Raw genomic sequence first — 15312 nt, 5'->3', positions numbered from 1 at the left:
GGCACCATTTTTTGAAACACAACTCTCCTGGTAAAGCGCGCGAATTATTTGAAATTGGGATTACCGTGGCGCCTAGCGACCGGGAATTGCTGGACGCAGCCGCAACGGCAACCGCGATTTGGCAGAAGCGATCAATCAACTGACCATTGCACGACCGTAGGCCCAAGACCGATTGATCACGGCAAAAGATAATGGTGGCGCCATCGCGACGGCGAAGAAGAAAATCGTTGGGCAGAGATCGTGACGGATCGGCGCGACCAGCTCAAACAGCTTGGCTGAGGAGCCCCATAGCGTCTCGGGCTCACTCGACATGCGCGCGATTGCACATCAGATCATCGCCGGCTGGTCAGGATCAGGCAGCTTCTCCGCACCAACGACCTCGAAGGCCACGATATGGCTAGACAACCCTTCTTCGATTGCGATGGACTGAAACGTATCGGCATTCGATGCGCCCAGCATCTTCGCGAGGATACGCGCAATGTCCTTCGGCTGAATGGATGCCTCGAGTCCGAATTCGGCTGCCAGCTCAGCCGCGATCTCCGGATCTTGGTCCCGCCCCTCGAGAAACAGTCAAACGTCCACGTCCATCATCATCCGATCTTCATCGTCGCTTCTCCTACAACGTGAGTCTACTGTGGTGTCCCGCGCGCGCGAGACCGATCCAGCCTGTCAAAGATCTCCATGAACCGCGCCACGCCCGCTTCGTCCTCGTCGACGGCAAGCTGCGTTACACGTCGACCGCGAACTATGCGCTGTTTCGCCGTGGATGCGCTCGATCGCAGTGGCCTCCTCTCAGCGTTCCTCATTTGAAGCAAAGAAAACATTTCTTATTGTCGCCCCACGTCAGTTACCTTTGCTTCTAGTTCGTCACTGGTGTCTCGGATTCAGTCCAAGGGGCCGGTACGGGGCCGGCCCGACCCTGTTGCGAACTTTCGGCGGTTGGGAATGGGCCGTAAGCGCTATGACCGCCTTCTTGAGCTTCTCGGCTTTTCGGCTTTTCGGTCGAAGTCGACTTGGTCGGTAACCGCAGTTTACTCTACTTCGCCAAGTTAAAAGTCGAAATGGCCCTCCCATCGGCTTTCGATAGAGCCACCTAATCAAGTCCGTATGCTGATCTTCGCACCATGAAGGCTTCGCGTTGATTAAGCCATCGCTCTCTGACAAAATGAACGGTGAAAATATGAAATCTGCCTCCCCAGCGAAGAACGCCGCGCAACTGCGGCTTATATATTACGTCAGAGGCCGTTCAGGCGCTCATCCACCCAGCGATATCTGAAAACCCTCTGCAAACTAGAAGCGGGGGGGGAATGCGCCCCCAGCTTCAGGTAGCGCAGCAATTCAGACGCGGTTCGCTGGATAGCCCGACACAACGAGGCGTGCAGCTAGTCGAAGGCACCTTCCCGCACATGCAGGCCCAAGAGGATGGTGCGAGGACTGCTTCTGACGCAGCTAGAAAGCGCGCCAGAAGAATATTCGGCTAAAGAGACCGATCGGGAGGCCCGACAACCGTCTGCGCAGAGGTTGGCAACCAGCAAGCAGGCTGGCCAGAAAGCCATCGCAGCATCAAACCCGGTAAGGCAGATCCGGGGGCAGAGCGGCTAACTGCGTAAAATATTCAGCGAAATTAGTGACTTTTGGCGGAGACGGAGGGATTCGAACCCTCGATACGGTTTCCCGTATGACGCTTTAGCAAAGCGTTGGTTTCAGCCACTCACCCACGTCTCCGGCGCACGGCAGAGCGGGGCTATAGCGGCGCTTTTCGGAAGGATCAACCGCATGTGTTGCGCACATTTGCCGTAAAATCGACTCGCCTCGGCGTGTGGTTCATTGTGGATAAAGCAAAACAGGCGCTACGCTCCCGCGACTTGAGTTCGGGGGAGTTGCGCGATGCGCGGTGGTTTTGTTCGTTGTTCGATGATCGCGGGTGCGCTCGCCACGGTGGTGGCGCCCGGCTTCGCGCAGGTGCGGACGGTCGATCCCAACGAGGCGATCGACAGCGACCTTCGCAATCCTGCACCGCGTGCGCCGACGATGAGCAACCCTGCCCCGCGCGCGCAACCGGCGCCGGAGCGTTACCCTGACACGCCGGTTCCTGCCGAAACCGATTCGCGCGTGTCGGCCGGCACCAGCTACGACGCACCGCCCGCGCGGCGCGATACCCGGCCACCAGCGGCACCGGCTGAGGGCGGGTTCGACACGCGCGACCGGGCCGAGGCCGCCGCCGCCCGCCCCGATACGTTCAAGCGCGAGGAACTGCTCAGCGCAGCCGAGGGCACGTTCGGTAAGGGCGCCGCCGGCCTGTCCGGCATCCTCGAGCGCACGCTCAAGGAACAGGGCGAACCCAATGCGTACATCGCCGGCAGCGAGGCTTCGGCGGCGGTGGTGCTCGGCCTGCGCTATGGCAAGGGCAAGATGTTCCATAAGATCGAGGGCGAACGTCCGATCTACTGGACCGGCCCGTCCGTCGGTTTCGATCTCGGCGGCGATGCCAACAAGGTGTTCGTGCTGGTCTACAATTTGTATGACAGCGAGGAAATCTATCATCGCTTCCCCGCCGCCGAGGGGCGCCTGTACTTTGTCGGCGGGTTCGCCGCGACATATCTGCGCTGGGGCAACGTCGTGCTGATCCCGATCCGGCTCGGCGTCGGCTGGCGGCAAGGCGTCAATGTCGGTTACATGAAGTTCAGCCACAAACAGAACTGGTTCCCGCTATAATCCGGTCGCAGCCAACGCTGCCGCGCCGCCTGGAGCGGATGCGGACGGGCTCGCACTGGGTGCTGGCGGCGGTGTACCTGACAGCGGGCGTGCTGCATCTGCGCGACCCCGCGCCGTTTCTGACGATCGTGCCGGCGTGGGTGCCTGACCCCGCGGGTACGATCGCAGTGACCGGCCTGTGCGAAATCCTCGGCGCGATCGGGCTGCTGGTGCCGCGCCTGCGCTGGTGGGCAGGGGTGATGCTCGCGGCGTATGCGGTGTGCGTGTTCCCCGCCAACATCAAGCACGCGGTCGATTACGTGACGTTGGGGCGTGGCGGTTTGAGCCTCTGGTATCATGTGCCTCGCCTGCTGTTGCAGCCGGTGATCGTATGGTGGGCGCTGTTCGCCGGGTGCGTGATCGATTGGCCGCTGCGCCGGCATAGCTATCCGCGCAGTTCCGCATTCCGATAGCGACGCGGCGGTGGCGAACGAACGGTTCGCACGGTAAGGCATTGCCATGACCGACGATCCCTTTGCCCTGTTCGACGCCTGGTACGCCGAGGCCCGCGTAACCGAAATCAACGATTCGAATGCGGTGGCGCTCGCTACCGTTGACGCGCAGGGCCGCCCCGCGGTGCGGATGGTGCTGTTGAAGGGGCACGGGCCGGATGGGTTCGTGTTCTACACCAACCGGCAAAGCCGCAAGGCGGATGACATCGCCGCCAATGCCAACGTCGCGCTGCTGTTCCACTGGAAATCGCTGCGCCGCCAGATCCGCATCGAGGGCGCAGTGACGCAGGTGTCGGACGCGGAGAGTGATGCCTATTTCGCCAGCCGGGGTCGCGATTCGCGGCTCGGCGCATGGGCGTCCGACCAGTCCCGCCCGCTCGACGCGCGCGAGACGTTCGAGGCACGCTTCGCCGAGATGGAGGCGCGCTTCGCAGGCGGCGACGTGCCGCGCCCGCCGCATTGGGGCGGCTACCGCGTCGCGCCGGAGCGGATCGAGTTCTGGCAGGACCGCGCGCACCGGCTGCACGAACGCCGGCTGTTCACGCGCACGGCCGCTGGCGGCTGGAACGAGGGCTTGCTCTACCCGTGAGCGTGGACTCGCGCCTTTCGCTCAGCAAACTGCCGCTGGCGGCGCGCGGAGCGCTTGCGAGCGTGGGGACCGCATGTTTCCTGCTGGCGTTGAAGGGCTATGCGGCATGGTCCACCGATTCGGTGGCGATGCTGGGGTCGCTTGCCGATACCGCGCTCGACCTCGTCGCGTCGTGCGTCACCCTGTACGGCGTCCATGTCGCGACCATCCCGGCGGATCATGACCATCGCTACGGCCACGGCAAGGCGGAGGCGCTCGCGGCGTTGTTCCAGGTCGCATTGATCGCGGTGTCGGCGGTCGGCATCCTGTGGGAGGCGATCCGCCAGTTCGGTGCGCCGGCCACCACGCATGATGCCGGCACCGGCATCGGCGTGTCGGTCGCCGCGATCGTCGTGACGCTCGTGCTGGTCGCCTATCAGCGCCGGGTGATCGCGCAGACCGGCTCGGTCGCGGTCAGCGCGGACAATGTGCATTACCAGTCCGATCTGCTGCTCAACGTGTCTGTGATCGTCGCACTGGTACTCGATCAGGTGATGCACCTGCGCGGCGCCGATCCCGTGTTCGGCGTCCTGATCGCGCTGTGGCTCGGCTGGGGGGCGCTGCGTTCGGCCGGCAGCGCGATCGACCTGCTGATGGACAAGGAATGGCCGGTCGAGGAACGCGACCGGCTGATCGCGCTGATCGCGGATCATCCCGAACTGCGCGGGCTGCACGACATCCGCACGCGCCGTTCGGGCACGCACGATTTCGTGCAATTCCACATGTACGTCGCGCCGGAAATGACCGTTGCCGACGCGTACGAAGTCGTCGAATCGGTGACCGAGCGGATTCATGTCGCCTACCCGAAGGCGGACGTGCTGATCCACGTCGATCCGGGCTGGCGGCTCGATGCCAATAATCCGCTGATCGAGCCGGACGTGATCGGCAAGCCCAAGGAGCGCGCATGAGATTCCCCTTCACCCAGATCGACGCCTTCGCCAGCAGTCCGTTCGAGGGCAATCCGGCGGCGGTAATGCCGCTGTCAGAGTGGCTCGACGACGACACGCTGCTGCGCATCGCCGCCGAGAACAACCTGTCCGAAACCGCCTTCCTCGTCCCCGATGCGAGCGATAACAGCGACTTCGAGCTGCGCTGGTTCACGCCCACCAACGAGGTGGTGATGTGCGGGCACGCCACGCTGGCGAGCGGCCACTTCGTGCTGAGCGCCGACCGCAACCGGGAGCGCGTCACGTTCCGCACGCGGCAGGCGGGCACGCTGGAGGTGGCGCGTGCCGGCGCCGATTACCAGTTGTCGCTGCCGGTGTGGGCGCCCTCACCCAAGCCGCTGCCCGAGATCGTCGCCGCGCTCGGCGTGACGCCGGTGGAGACGCTGTGGCACGAACATCGTTACGGGCTGATCGTGCTCGAAAACGAGGCGCAGGTCCGCGCGGTCGAACCCGATTTCCGCAAGCTGGCGCGCGAGGGCGACTGGCTCACCATCGTCAGCGCGCCCGGCGACACGACCGATATCGTCAGCCGCGCCTTTGCGCCGGGCGGCGGCATCGACGAGGACCCGGTGACCGGCTCCGCGCACGCGGTCGCGGTGCCGTATTGGGCGAAGCGGCTTGGCCGCGATACACTGACCGCCTATCAGGCGAGCGCGCGCGGCGGGCGCCTGACCTGCACGCTCGACGGCGATCGCGTGGTGCTAGGCGGCGCCTGCGTGACCGTGATCGAGGGGACGTTCTTCCTGTAAGCGGCGGACCTGCGGTCGCGCTGGCGCTATGCCGCGACCAGTGCCCGCTCGGTTTCCTCGATCCAGCCGCCGCCCAGCACCCGCTCGCCCGCATAAAGCACCGCCGCCTGCCCCGGCGCGACGCCATATTCGGGCGCATCGAACCGCACGCTGTCGCCGTCGAGCCACGCCGGCACCGGCTTGGCGAGCGAGCGTACCTTGGCGGTCAGCGGTCCGGCGAAATCGCCGCCCAGCCAGTTGATCCCCGACAGCCGCGCCGCGCTTACGCCGAGCGCGGCGCGCGGCCCCACCACGACCTGCCGCGACGCCGCGTCCAGCCGAATCACGTACAGCGGCTCGGGCGTGCCGCCGATCTCCAGCCCGCGCCGCTGGCCGACGGTGAAGTGGATCAGCCCCTTGTGCCGGCCGAGCACACGGCCCGCCTCGTCGACGATCTCGCCGCTGGTATCCGCCTCCGGCCGCAGTTTCTTGACGAGCGAGGCGTAATCGCCGTCGGGTACGAAGCAGATGTCCTGACTGTCCGGCTTCATCGCCACGCCCAGCCCAAGTTCCGCAGCCAGTTCGCGCACGCGCGGCTTGGGCAGGCCGCCCAGCGGGAAACGCAGATAATCGAGCTGACTTTGCGTGGTGGCGAACAGGAAATAGCTCTGGTCGCGCGCAGGATCGGCGGCACGGTGCAGTTCGGCGCCCTGTGCGCCCTCGACGCGGCGCACGTAGTGACCGGTCGCAAGGCAGTCCGCACCGAGATCGCGCGCGATCTTGAACAGATCGGTGAACTTCGGCCCCATGTTGCAGCGGACACACGGGATCGGCGTGCGACCGGCAAGATATTCGTCGGCGAACCCGTCGATCACGTCGGCGCGGAAGCTGCTTTCGTGATCGAACACGTAATGCGCGATGCCAAGCCGGTCGCACACGCCACGCGCATCGCGAATATCCCGCCCCGCGCAACAGCTTCCCGCACGCCCGACCGCCTCGCCATGATCATAAAGTTGCAGCGTAATGCCGATCGTCTCGGCCCCGGTCCGTGCGGCGAGCGCCGCCACCACCGATGAATCGACACCGCCCGACATGGCAACGACGATGCGGCGACCGGAAAGATCGGCGCCAAGCTGGAAATCGGCTTCGGAGATCATGGTCACAAGATAGGCCTTCATACAGGCCGATGCAAAGCACCTCTGCATCGCGAAGCGTGCGACGTCCCTGCGACCACGCCGGAACTACGCAACTTTTCTTTGCGAGCTTTACCAGCCCTTTAGACGCCGTGGCTAAAGCTCTCTTCTCGTCGAAGCGATCGGCGTGCGTGACCAGAGGCGTATTCGAGTGGATCTGAGTTTCTCCAGGTTTGAACACGACGGTCGCGTTACGGGCCTGCCGCCGGATCTGGCGGTGCTGATGGTCGGCGTCACCGCGCGTCAGGCCGCCAGCCCGACCGCGATGATGCACGCCCGCCTTTCGTCGCATGTCGTGACGGACACGCCGTTCGCGCCATCGCACGGCGCGTTCAATGCACGCGTCGCCGCGCTGTTTACCCGCTGGAAGGGGACGTGAAGGCAGCGTTTACCACGCTGCTTTAAACGCCCTTCAATCCGGCAAGATATTGCCGTTTCGAGTTTGAGAGGGGGCCCCCGCCCCGATCGAGGTGATGATGATCGAGAACCAGAAAATTCGTCCGGCCAAAGTAATCGGCCCGCTCGGGGAGCCGCTGACCCTCGAGTCGTTGCCCCCGCCCGAGACGACGCGTTGGGTCGTGCGCCGCAAGGCCGAGGTGGTCGCCGCCGTCAACGGCGGGCTGCTGAGCGTGGACGAAGTGTGCGAGCGCTACAACCTGACGGTGGAGGAGTTTGCCGGCTGGCAGCGGGCGATCGACCGTTCCGGCATGCCCGGGCTGCGCGTGACCCGAATCCAGCATTATAAATCGCTGTACGAGCGCCAACAGAAATACTGAGCACGACGGATTGTTGAATCGCAACCGGAACAAACTTCCCGCCCATACGTCTTTGTCTATGTCAACCCCGACGTTGGGGAGCAATGGAGGGACATATGGGATTCATTATCTGGCTCGTAGTTGGTGGTATTGTGGGCTGGCTGGCCAGCATGGTCATGCGCACCGACGCTCAGCAGGGTATCATTCTTAACGTCGTCGTCGGCATCGTCGGCTCGGTAATTGCCTCGTTCATCTTCGGCGGCGGCATCAACGAAGGCATCACTGTAATGACCTTCATCTATTCGTTGATCGGCGCGATCATCCTGCTCGCGATCGTCAATCTGGTGCGTCGCGGTTCGCTGCGTTAAGCGCGACTGACGGATCAAGCCTAAGAGGGCCGCGCGGTTACGCCGCGCGGCCCTTTTTGCGTTATTTCAGCAGGAAGCGCACCGAGAGCGTGGCTGATACTCGCGATTCACCGGCGGCAAGCGGCGTCGGCGCGGCTTTTGCAGCGCGCATGAACACCACCGGGCCGGGTGATGTGCCGTCATTGGCGCCATTCTCCGCGATCGACACGATCCGCGCCACCGACATGCCCGCCGCCTTGGCATAAAGCTCGGCACGTGCCCGCGCGATCTTCACCGCATCTGCCCGCGCTTCGTCGAGCGCGGCATCGGGATCGTCCAGCGCAAGCGTCGGCCCATCGATCTGGTTTGCGCCCACCGTAGCGAGCGTGTCGAGAATTGCGCCCGCCCGCGCGATGTCGCGGAACCGCACCGCCACCGAATTGCTCGCCTGATATCCGGTGATGGCCGGCGCCTGACCATCGGCATAGCGATATTGCGGGCTGAGGCTGACCGTCGCAGTTTGAAGATCGCGCGCTGCTACGCCCGCCTTCTTCAGCGCGTCGATCACGCGCGTCATGCGCTGCGCATTTTCGGAGAGGGTCGAAGCGGCGGTGTTTCCTTGCGTCACCACACCGGCCCGGATCGTCGCGACATCCGGCGTCCGTGTCGTGCTTCCCTCTGCGGTCACGTCCAGAAGCGTCCCCTCGGCCAGGACGGTCGGCGCCGCACTGGTCTGCGCCGCGGCCGGCAGCGGAGCGAACGGCAGCAGCGTCAACGCCGCGACATGAAGAGGAAAACGCATCGTAATAATCTCCCGGTTGAACAAGCGACAAGGCCCGTGGCGGCTCTATTCGCATGCGTCAGAAAAACCGAAGATGAACGGAACGACCGCGCAACAAAATGCTGAAACCACGCGACCGCTGACAATATGTAACAGGATTCGCCGCTGAGACTGTTCGGGAGATATTGCGGCGTCGCGTCGAAACGTTCATTCTACGAGACGTAAAGCGAACGGCGCTTGAGCGTGGTGCATTATTCATGTAACACAGCCCCTAGTGCGCGGGACCGGCCGGGGCGAGGACGTGGCAGAGATGAATTACGAAACGCCGTTGTTGGGCAATGACGGCACGCTTGCGCTGCCCGCGCCGGAGCGGCGCTATCGGCGGACGCTGGTGATCGTGTCTGTCGTCGCGATCCTGCTGGTGCTGGTCGGCGGCTGGTGGTGGATGCACAGCAAGGCGGCCCCGCAGGCTGCCGTGGTGGAGCAATTACCCACCGTCACCGTGTCGATGCCGGGCCGCTCGACCGTCTCGCAGGTCATCTCCGCCACCGGGTCGCTCGCGGCGCGGCGCGACATGCCGGTCGGCGTAGCGGGCGAAGGCGGCATGATTACACGCGTGCTGGTCGAACCCGGCCAGTGGGTCGGCAAGGGCCAGGTGCTCGCTACGATCGACCGTTCGGTACAGACGCAGACCGGCGATTCGCTCGCCGCCCAGATCCGCGCGGCGGAGGCGGATGCCGGCATCGCGAAGTCGAACTACGACCGCGCGCTGGCGCTGGTTGATCGCGGCTTCATCTCCAAGGCCGATCTCGAAACCAAGGCTGCCACGCGCGATGCAGCGGAAGCGCGCGTGAAGGTGGCACGTGCGACCCTGAAGGAGCAGCTCGCCCGCAACGGACGGCTCGACATCCGCGCCCCCGAAGCGGGATTGATCCTGTCGCGTGGTGTCGAGGCGGGGCAGATCGTCGGATCGGGATCGGGCACGCTGTTCCGCATGGCGGAAGGTGGCGAACTGGAGATGCGGGCGCAGTTGAGCGAGGGCGATCTTGGCAGGATCCATGTCGGTTCGGTCGCAACCGTGCGCCCGGTCGGCAGCGCCACCACCTACCCGGGGCATGTCTGGCAGATCTCACCCGTGATCGACCCGCAAACGCGGCAGGGGATCGCGCGTATCGCGCTCGGCTACAATCCGGCGCTGCGGCCGGGTGGCTTCGCGGCGGCGGAAATCGGCGGTGGCACCACGCGCGCGCCGCAACTGCCGAACTCCGCAATCCAGAGCGATGATCGCGGCAATTTCGTGTACATCCTCGATCCGAACAACAAGGTGGTCCGCCGCGCCGTAACGGTTGGTGAAGTTTCGGACGATGGCGTCGCGATCGCCAGCGGGCTGGACGGCAGCGAGCGCGTCGTGCTGTCGGCGGGTGCGTTCCTCGCGCCGGGGCAGAAGGTCGTACCGATCGTCCAGAAGCCGGTCCTCCAGAAAACAGGCAGCTAACCCCCTCATGGGCTTCCGCAACATCTCGGCCTGGTCGATCCGCAACCCGGTCTTCGCGATCGTCCTGTTCTTCATGCTCAGCGTGGCGGGTATCGTCAGCTTCATCAGGATGGACGTCAACAACCAGCCGGATATCGAATTTCCGGTGGTGATCGTCGAGGTGTCGCAGCCGGGCGCCGCGCCGACCGAACTCGAGACGCAGGTCACGCAAAAGGTCGAGGCGGCGGTGCGCAGCCTGCAGGGTATCGACGAGATCGACTCGACCGTTACCGAGGGCCAGTCGGAAACCGTCGTCCAACTCGCCATCGGCACCCCGATCGACCGTGCGGTGGAGGATGTGCGCGGCGCGATCCAGCAGATCCGCAGCGATCTGCCCGACGGCATTCTCGAACCGCAGGTGATCCGCGCCAACACCACCGGCAACGATCTCGCCAGCTACGCCGCGATCGGCACCGACATGACGGTCGAACAGCTGAGCTGGTACATCGACAACACCGTTTCAAAGGAACTGCTGTCGGTCCCCGGCATGGCCGCGGTCGACCGCAATGGCGGCGTCAGCCGTGAGATCCGCGTGATCCTCGATCCGCTCAAACTGCAGGCACAGGGCCTGACCGCGAGCCAGGTCAACCAGCAGTTGCGGCAGGTGAACCTCAACGCCGCCGGTGGCCGCGCGGAAATCGCCGGCTCGGAACAGGCGGTGCGCGTGCTGGGCAACGCCAAGAGCGCCTATGACCTCGGACAAACGCAAATCTCGCTGGGTGACGGTCGCTCGATCCACCTCGCCGACATCGCCGACGTGCGCGATCTGTATGCCGAGCAGCGCTCCTCGTCCGAACTGAACGGCCGGCAGGTGCTGAGCTTCGACTTCCAACGCTCCAAGACCGGCTCGGACGTCAACGTGTTCAACGGCGCGGTCAAGAAACTCGCCGACCTTGAAAAGCGCAATCCCAAGGTCAAGTTCAAGATGATCTTCAACTCGGTGAAATACACCGAGGCGCAATATCACTCCGCGATGGAGGCGATGGTCGAGGGTGCGTTCCTCGCGGTCGTGGTGGTGTTCATCTTCCTGCGCGACTGGCGTTCGACGATCATCTCCGCGCTCGCGATCCCGCTGTCGGCGATCCCGAGCTTCTGGTTGATGGATCTGATGGGCTTCACGCTCAACAACATGACGCTGCTCGCGCTGAGCCTCGTCGCGGGCGTGCTGGTCGACGATGCGATCGTGGAGATCGAGAACATCGTCCGCCACATGCGGATGGGCAAGACCGCCTATCAGGCCTCGATCGACGCCGCCGACGAGATCGGCCTCGCCGTGCTGGCGACGACGATGGCGATCGTCGCGGTGTTCTTACCCGTAGGACTGATGCCGGGGCTGGCCGGTCAGTTCTTCAAGAATTTCGGCCTGACCGTCGTCGTCTCGGTGCTGATGAGCCTCGCAGTCGCGCGCCTCATCACGCCGATGATCGCCGCCTATTTCCTGAAGTCGCACGGTCACGCCAGTCACGGCGAGGGCCCGGTGATGGACCGCTATATGGCCACGCTGCGCTGGACGCTGAAGCATCGCTGGTCCGCGATCGTCGGTGCCGCCGTCGCGCTGGCGCTGACGGTGGTGTGCTTCTCGATGATCCCGCAGACCTTTCAGCCGGACCGTGACAGCGACAGCAGCCGCGCGATGATCGAGATGGTGCCCGGCACCACGCTTGCCGAAACGCAGGTGGTGGTGCGCAGGGTCGCCGACTTCCTCGGCAAACAGCCCGAGGTCGACTCGACCTACTCCAGGTCGCTGGTCGGCAGTGGTCGCGTTACCGCGATTTTGAAGCCGCGTGGCCAAGGACGCGACGTGACCAGCGTGCAGTTCGAACGCTCACTTGCGCCGCAGCTTGCCAAGTTCGCGGATGCGCGCGTCTCGTTCCAGTCGGGCAACGGCTGGGGCAGTTCGGGCCGTGATTTCACCGTCACGCTTGGCGGTGATGATCCCGCGATCCTGCTCAAGGCGGCGCAGACGCTCGTCGCCCAGATGTCTAAGGTGCCGAGCCTCGTCGCGCCGCGCATCGCCGGCGATCTCGAACGGCCGGAGATCGTCATTCGCCCGCGGATGGATCTCGCCGCCAATCTCGGCGTGACGACCAGTGCGCTGTCGAATGCGATCCGCATCGCCACGCTTGGCGATATCGACCAGAACAGCGCGAAATTCTCGCTGTCGGATCGTCAGGTGCCGATCCGCGTCGCGCTCGCGCAGGATTCGCGTCAGAAGCTGTCGACCATCAAGAACCTGCCGGTTTCCACAGCCTTGGGCAGTTCGGTGCCGCTCGGCCTCGTCGCCGACATCGGCTTCGGCGCCGGACCGACCAAGATCGAGCGCGTCGCGCAGCAGCGCCAGATCACGATCGGCAGCGATCTTGCGCCGGGCGTGGTGAGCGGCACCGCGAACAAGCTGGTGCATGATCTGCCGATCATGAAGAACCTGCCGATGGGGGTTAAGGAACTCATCCTCGGTTCGTCGAAATGGCAGCAGGAGATGATCTCCAACTTCATCGTCGCGGTGTTCGCGGGCGTGTTCCTGGTGTTCGCGGTGCTGGTGCTGCTCTACCAGCGGCTGCTGCCGCCGTTCGTCAACATGGGCTCGCTGATCCTCGCGCCGCTGGGTGGGCTGATCGCTTTGCTCATCACCGGCTACCCGGTGTCGATGCCGGTCTATATCGGCATGTTGATGTTGCTCGGCATCGTCGCCAAGAACTCGATCCTGCTGATCGACTTCGCATTGGAGGAGATGAAGCACGGCGTTCCGGTGCGCGAGGCGATCCTCGACGCCGGCCACAAGCGCGCGCAGCCGATCGTGATGACCACGGTGGCGATGGTGGCGGGCATGATGCCGACCGCGTTCGGCCTCAACGGCGACACGTCGTTCCGCGCCCCGATGGGCGTCACCGTGATCGGCGGGCTGACGCTGTCGACCATGCTCACGCTGCTGATCGTACCGGCACTGTTCAGCCTCGCGGTCGGGGTCGAGCGCTGGGCGGGGCCGCGGCTCGGTCGCCGCTTGCTCACCTACCGGCCCGGAGATGATGGCCAGCCGGTGATCGAGCATGACGAGAAGCCGTTGCTGCCGCCGGCCCCGCACGCGGCCGAGTGACGAAAGCCTGAGCGCCGGACTTGAACTATCCGGCGCGTCGGGCTTTTCGTACCCGATGACGAAAGCCCGACGCCTGAGCACCGAAGCCGCCCCGCCGGGTCTCGTCCGCATGCGGCTGATCGCCACCGGCCTGTTACTGGCGATGGCGGCGGTGTTTCTGGTTTCCCGCACCTACGATCAGCGTTGGCCGGCGCTCGGCTTCGTGCGCGCCTTTGCCGAGGCGGCGATGGTCGGCGGCCTGGCCGACTGGTTCGCGGTAACGGCGCTGTTCCGCCACCCCTTGGGCGTGCCGATCCCCCACACCGCCATCATCCCCCGTAACAAGGACCGGATCGGCGACACGCTCGCCACCTTCCTGCGCGATAATTTCCTGATCCCGCGCGTGGTCGCGCGCCGCATGCTCCGGCTCGATGTCGCCGGTGCGGCCGGACTGTGGCTGGCCAATCCGCTCGCCCGCGACGGACGTATCGCGCGTGGCGCGTCGGCGATGACGATCAGCATGCTCCAGGCGCTCGATCAGCAGCGGCTCGGCGGGATCGTCCGGGGGATGCTCGGCAAGCGGCTGGCCGATCTCGATGTCGCGCCGCTGCTCGGGCAGGCGCTCACGGCCGCGATCGCGGAGGAGCGCCACCTGCCGCTGCTCGACGGGATCGTGCGCTGGGCGGCGCGCATCCTTGAAGCCAACGACCATCTGATCCGTGCGATGGTGCATGATCGCGCCGGGTCTATCATGCGCTGGACCGGCCTCGACGAGACGCTCTCCAACAAGATCATTGCCGGCCTGAACGGGCTGCTCACCGATATGGCGGACAACCCCGAACATCCCTTGCGCGCCAAGGCCGACGAGGGGCTGGCCAGCCTCGCGCACGACCTCATGCATTCCCCAGAAATGCAGGCGAGGGTGGAAGCGATCAAGGCCGAGATCATCGCCAACCCGGCGATGCAGCGCTGGCTTGACGGCGTGTGGGAACAGGCGCGCATCGGAATGATGAACATGGCGCGCGATCCGGACCGGGTGATGCGCGGACCGATCGGCGACGCGCTGCGCCAGCTTGGCGACACGCTTGGCCGTGAATCGATGCTGCGCGCGACGATCAACCGATTCGTGCGCCGCGCCGTGGTCGGCATCGCAGCGGATTACGGCGACAACATCGTCCGGCTGGTGTCGGAGACGGTAAAGGGCTGGGATGCCGACACGATCACCAGCCGATTGGAGAATGCGGTGGGGCGCGACCTGCAATATATCCGCATCAACGGCACGCTGGTCGGCGGCCTTGTCGGCCTCGTGATCCACACCGTGGATGTGGCGCTGGGCTGAGGCGGCCACATCTTGCGTCGGCGACACCGGATATGTCGGCCGCAACGATGCGACTCACCGCTCGAAGTCGAGGATCGTCCATCCCTTCAGCTTCGCCAGCAGCCGCAGCGGCCCGTGCGCGTTGACGGCGAATGCCTCGTCCGCCCATTCCAGCGTCGGCGCGTCGGACACATGGTCCGTATAGAACCGGACGGTCGCGTCATCCCGCGCGATCCCCTCGCCCGCCAGCCACGCCTCGATCATCCGCAATTTGGCCGCACCGTAGCAATTCTCGCCCTCGATCCGGGCGCGGACCTTGCCGTTGTCGCGCACCACACAGGTGCCGATCACATCGTCGAAGCCAAGCCGCTCGGCGATCGCGCCCGCGTAGAACGCATAGGACGCGGTGGCGAGCACGATCCGCCGCCCCGCCGCGCGGTCCGCCGCGATCGCCGCCCGCGCGCCGGTGTAGATACCGTCCGCGATCACACCATCGGCGAAGTCGGCGACCGCGCGCGCGACCCGCGCATCCTGCCAGCCGTTGCCGAGCAGCAGGCGTTGCGTGATCTGCTTTAGCCGCGCGCGGTCCACCAGTTTGAGCGCGTAGCCGAGCGTCGCCACCCCGGCGAGCGGCAGCAGCGCCAGCCGCCAAGGCTTCTGCGCCCGGGCGCTTGCGATGAGAAAGGCGGTCCAGGTCGGAGCATGGGTGATTGTCTTGTCGAGATCGTATATGGCGATGGCGTGCATCGTCTCACCCTAGCAACAGCGCGGCTTGCCGTTCCAGCGGGATTGTCGCAAAGAT

General features: G+C 65.0%; 14 protein-coding genes and 1 tRNA gene. 11 read left to right on the top strand and 4 right to left on the bottom strand.

The genetic code is table 11. The features are described 5' to 3' along the window. Nucleotides 1-1635: 1635 nt before the first annotated feature. A tRNA-Ser gene (locus OXR00_RS15295) sits at nt 1636-1725 on the bottom strand. Between the two features lie 162 nt (nt 1726-1887). On the opposite strand from OXR00_RS15295, the gene OXR00_RS15290 reads away from it, so the two are divergent. The 5 genes from OXR00_RS15290 to OXR00_RS15270 are packed head-to-tail and all read left to right on the top strand — an operon-like array spanning nt 1888 to nt 5530. Continuing rightward, on the top strand, nt 1888-2715 hold the full coding sequence (locus tag OXR00_RS15290; protein ID WP_267389132.1) for an EipA family protein: 828 nt from the start codon (nt 1888-1890) through the stop codon (nt 2713-2715). A gap of 38 nt (nt 2716-2753) precedes the next feature. Then, nucleotides 2754-3167: a DoxX family protein gene (locus OXR00_RS15285; RefSeq protein ID WP_267389131.1), complete on the top strand. Its 414-nt coding sequence runs from the start codon at nt 2754-2756 to the stop codon at nt 3165-3167. Nucleotides 3168-3213: 46 nt separating this feature from the next. Further along, the gene (gene pdxH, locus OXR00_RS15280) at nt 3214-3795 is read left to right on the top strand and encodes a pyridoxamine 5'-phosphate oxidase (protein WP_267389127.1); all 582 of its coding nucleotides are present in this window, start codon (nt 3214-3216) and stop codon (nt 3793-3795) included. Next, complete coding sequence (locus OXR00_RS15275) at nt 3792-4742, top strand: cation diffusion facilitator family transporter (RefSeq protein WP_267389125.1); 951 nt, start codon at nt 3792-3794, stop codon at nt 4740-4742. The genes pdxH and OXR00_RS15275 overlap by 4 nt, the downstream gene beginning before the upstream one ends. Beyond that, nucleotides 4739-5530 carry a PhzF family phenazine biosynthesis protein gene (locus OXR00_RS15270; protein ID WP_267389124.1) on the top strand — a complete coding sequence of 264 codons (792 nt, stop codon included), beginning with the start codon at nt 4739-4741 and terminating at the stop codon, nt 5528-5530. Before OXR00_RS15275 ends, OXR00_RS15270 begins: the two co-directional genes overlap by 4 nt. Nucleotides 5531-5556: 26 nt before the next feature. Here the strand turns inward: OXR00_RS15270 and mnmA are convergent, their stop codons facing one another. After that, a complete protein-coding gene (mnmA, locus tag OXR00_RS15265; protein ID WP_267389142.1) occupies nt 5557-6663 on the bottom strand; it encodes a tRNA 2-thiouridine(34) synthase MnmA in 1107 nt (368 codons plus the stop codon). Nucleotides 6664-6853: 190 nt separating this feature from the next. Between mnmA and OXR00_RS15260 the strand changes: the two genes are divergently transcribed. From OXR00_RS15260 to OXR00_RS15250, 3 genes are all read left to right on the top strand, one after another. Further along, entirely contained in the window at nt 6854-7081 is a 228-nt protein-coding gene (locus OXR00_RS15260) for a hypothetical protein (protein WP_267389123.1), read from the top strand. Nucleotides 7082-7178: 97 nt separating this feature from the next. Beyond that, nucleotides 7179-7478: a DUF1153 domain-containing protein gene (locus OXR00_RS15255; protein ID WP_242149087.1), complete on the top strand. Its 300-nt coding sequence runs from the start codon at nt 7179-7181 to the stop codon at nt 7476-7478. 95 nt (nt 7479-7573) lie between these two features. Continuing rightward, nucleotides 7574-7825 carry a GlsB/YeaQ/YmgE family stress response membrane protein gene (locus OXR00_RS15250; RefSeq protein ID WP_242148734.1) on the top strand — a complete coding sequence of 84 codons (252 nt, stop codon included), beginning with the start codon at nt 7574-7576 and terminating at the stop codon, nt 7823-7825. Between the two features lie 61 nt (nt 7826-7886). Here the strand turns inward: OXR00_RS15250 and OXR00_RS15245 are convergent, their stop codons facing one another. Beyond that, the gene (locus OXR00_RS15245; RefSeq protein ID WP_242148732.1) at nt 7887-8606 is read right to left on the bottom strand and encodes an SIMPL domain-containing protein; all 720 of its coding nucleotides are present in this window, start codon (nt 8604-8606) and stop codon (nt 7887-7889) included. A 289-nt stretch (nt 8607-8895) separates the two neighbouring features. Between OXR00_RS15245 and OXR00_RS15240 the strand changes: the two genes are divergently transcribed. Genes OXR00_RS15240 through OXR00_RS15230 form a run of 3 tightly spaced genes read left to right on the top strand, consistent with a single transcriptional unit; the run spans nt 8896 to nt 14531 of the window. After that, a complete protein-coding gene (locus OXR00_RS15240) occupies nt 8896-10080 on the top strand; it encodes an efflux RND transporter periplasmic adaptor subunit (RefSeq protein ID WP_242149085.1) in 1185 nt (394 codons plus the stop codon). A gap of 7 nt (nt 10081-10087) precedes the next feature. Further along, complete coding sequence (locus tag OXR00_RS15235) at nt 10088-13213, top strand: efflux RND transporter permease subunit (RefSeq protein WP_242148730.1); 3126 nt, start codon at nt 10088-10090, stop codon at nt 13211-13213. Nucleotides 13214-13268: 55 nt separating this feature from the next. Continuing rightward, nucleotides 13269-14531: a DUF445 domain-containing protein gene (locus tag OXR00_RS15230; protein ID WP_267389121.1), complete on the top strand. Its 1263-nt coding sequence runs from the start codon at nt 13269-13271 to the stop codon at nt 14529-14531. Nucleotides 14532-14585: 54 nt separating this feature from the next. Here the strand turns inward: OXR00_RS15230 and OXR00_RS15225 are convergent, their stop codons facing one another. Further along, nucleotides 14586-15257, bottom strand: coding sequence for an HAD-IB family hydrolase (locus tag OXR00_RS15225; protein WP_267389120.1), 672 nt, complete (start codon nt 15255-15257; stop codon nt 14586-14588). Between the last annotated feature and the right edge of the window lie 55 nt (nt 15258-15312).

This window comes from Sphingomonas sp. GC_Shp_3, assembly GCF_026540945.1.
Lineage (GTDB): Bacteria > Pseudomonadota > Alphaproteobacteria > Sphingomonadales > Sphingomonadaceae > Sphingomonas.
This window is presented reverse-complemented; position numbering and strand designations above follow the sequence as displayed.

Bases quoted from the DNA above. Each gene is read 5' to 3' on its own strand.
- OXR00_RS15225 (WP_267389120.1), bottom strand. From the start codon at position 15,257: ATGCACGCCATCGCCATATACGATCTCGACAAGACAATCACCCATGCT.
- OXR00_RS15270 (WP_267389124.1), top strand. From the start codon at position 4,739: ATGAGATTCCCCTTCACCCAGATCGACGCCTTCGCCAGCAGTCCGTTC.
- OXR00_RS15235 (WP_242148730.1), top strand. From the start codon at position 10,088: ATGGGCTTCCGCAACATCTCGGCCTGGTCGATCCGCAACCCGGTCTTC.
- OXR00_RS15290 (WP_267389132.1), top strand. From the start codon at position 1,888: ATGCGCGGTGGTTTTGTTCGTTGTTCGATGATCGCGGGTGCGCTCGCC.
- OXR00_RS15285 (WP_267389131.1), top strand. From the start codon at position 2,754: ATGCGGACGGGCTCGCACTGGGTGCTGGCGGCGGTGTACCTGACAGCG.
- OXR00_RS15230 (WP_267389121.1), top strand. From the start codon at position 13,269: ATGACGAAAGCCCGACGCCTGAGCACCGAAGCCGCCCCGCCGGGTCTC.
- OXR00_RS15255 (WP_242149087.1), top strand. From the start codon at position 7,179: ATGATCGAGAACCAGAAAATTCGTCCGGCCAAAGTAATCGGCCCGCTC.
- OXR00_RS15250 (WP_242148734.1), top strand. From the start codon at position 7,574: ATGGGATTCATTATCTGGCTCGTAGTTGGTGGTATTGTGGGCTGGCTG.
- OXR00_RS15240 (WP_242149085.1), top strand. From the start codon at position 8,896: ATGAATTACGAAACGCCGTTGTTGGGCAATGACGGCACGCTTGCGCTG.
- OXR00_RS15245 (WP_242148732.1), bottom strand. From the start codon at position 8,606: ATGCGTTTTCCTCTTCATGTCGCGGCGTTGACGCTGCTGCCGTTCGCT.
- pdxH (WP_267389127.1), top strand. From the start codon at position 3,214: ATGACCGACGATCCCTTTGCCCTGTTCGACGCCTGGTACGCCGAGGCC.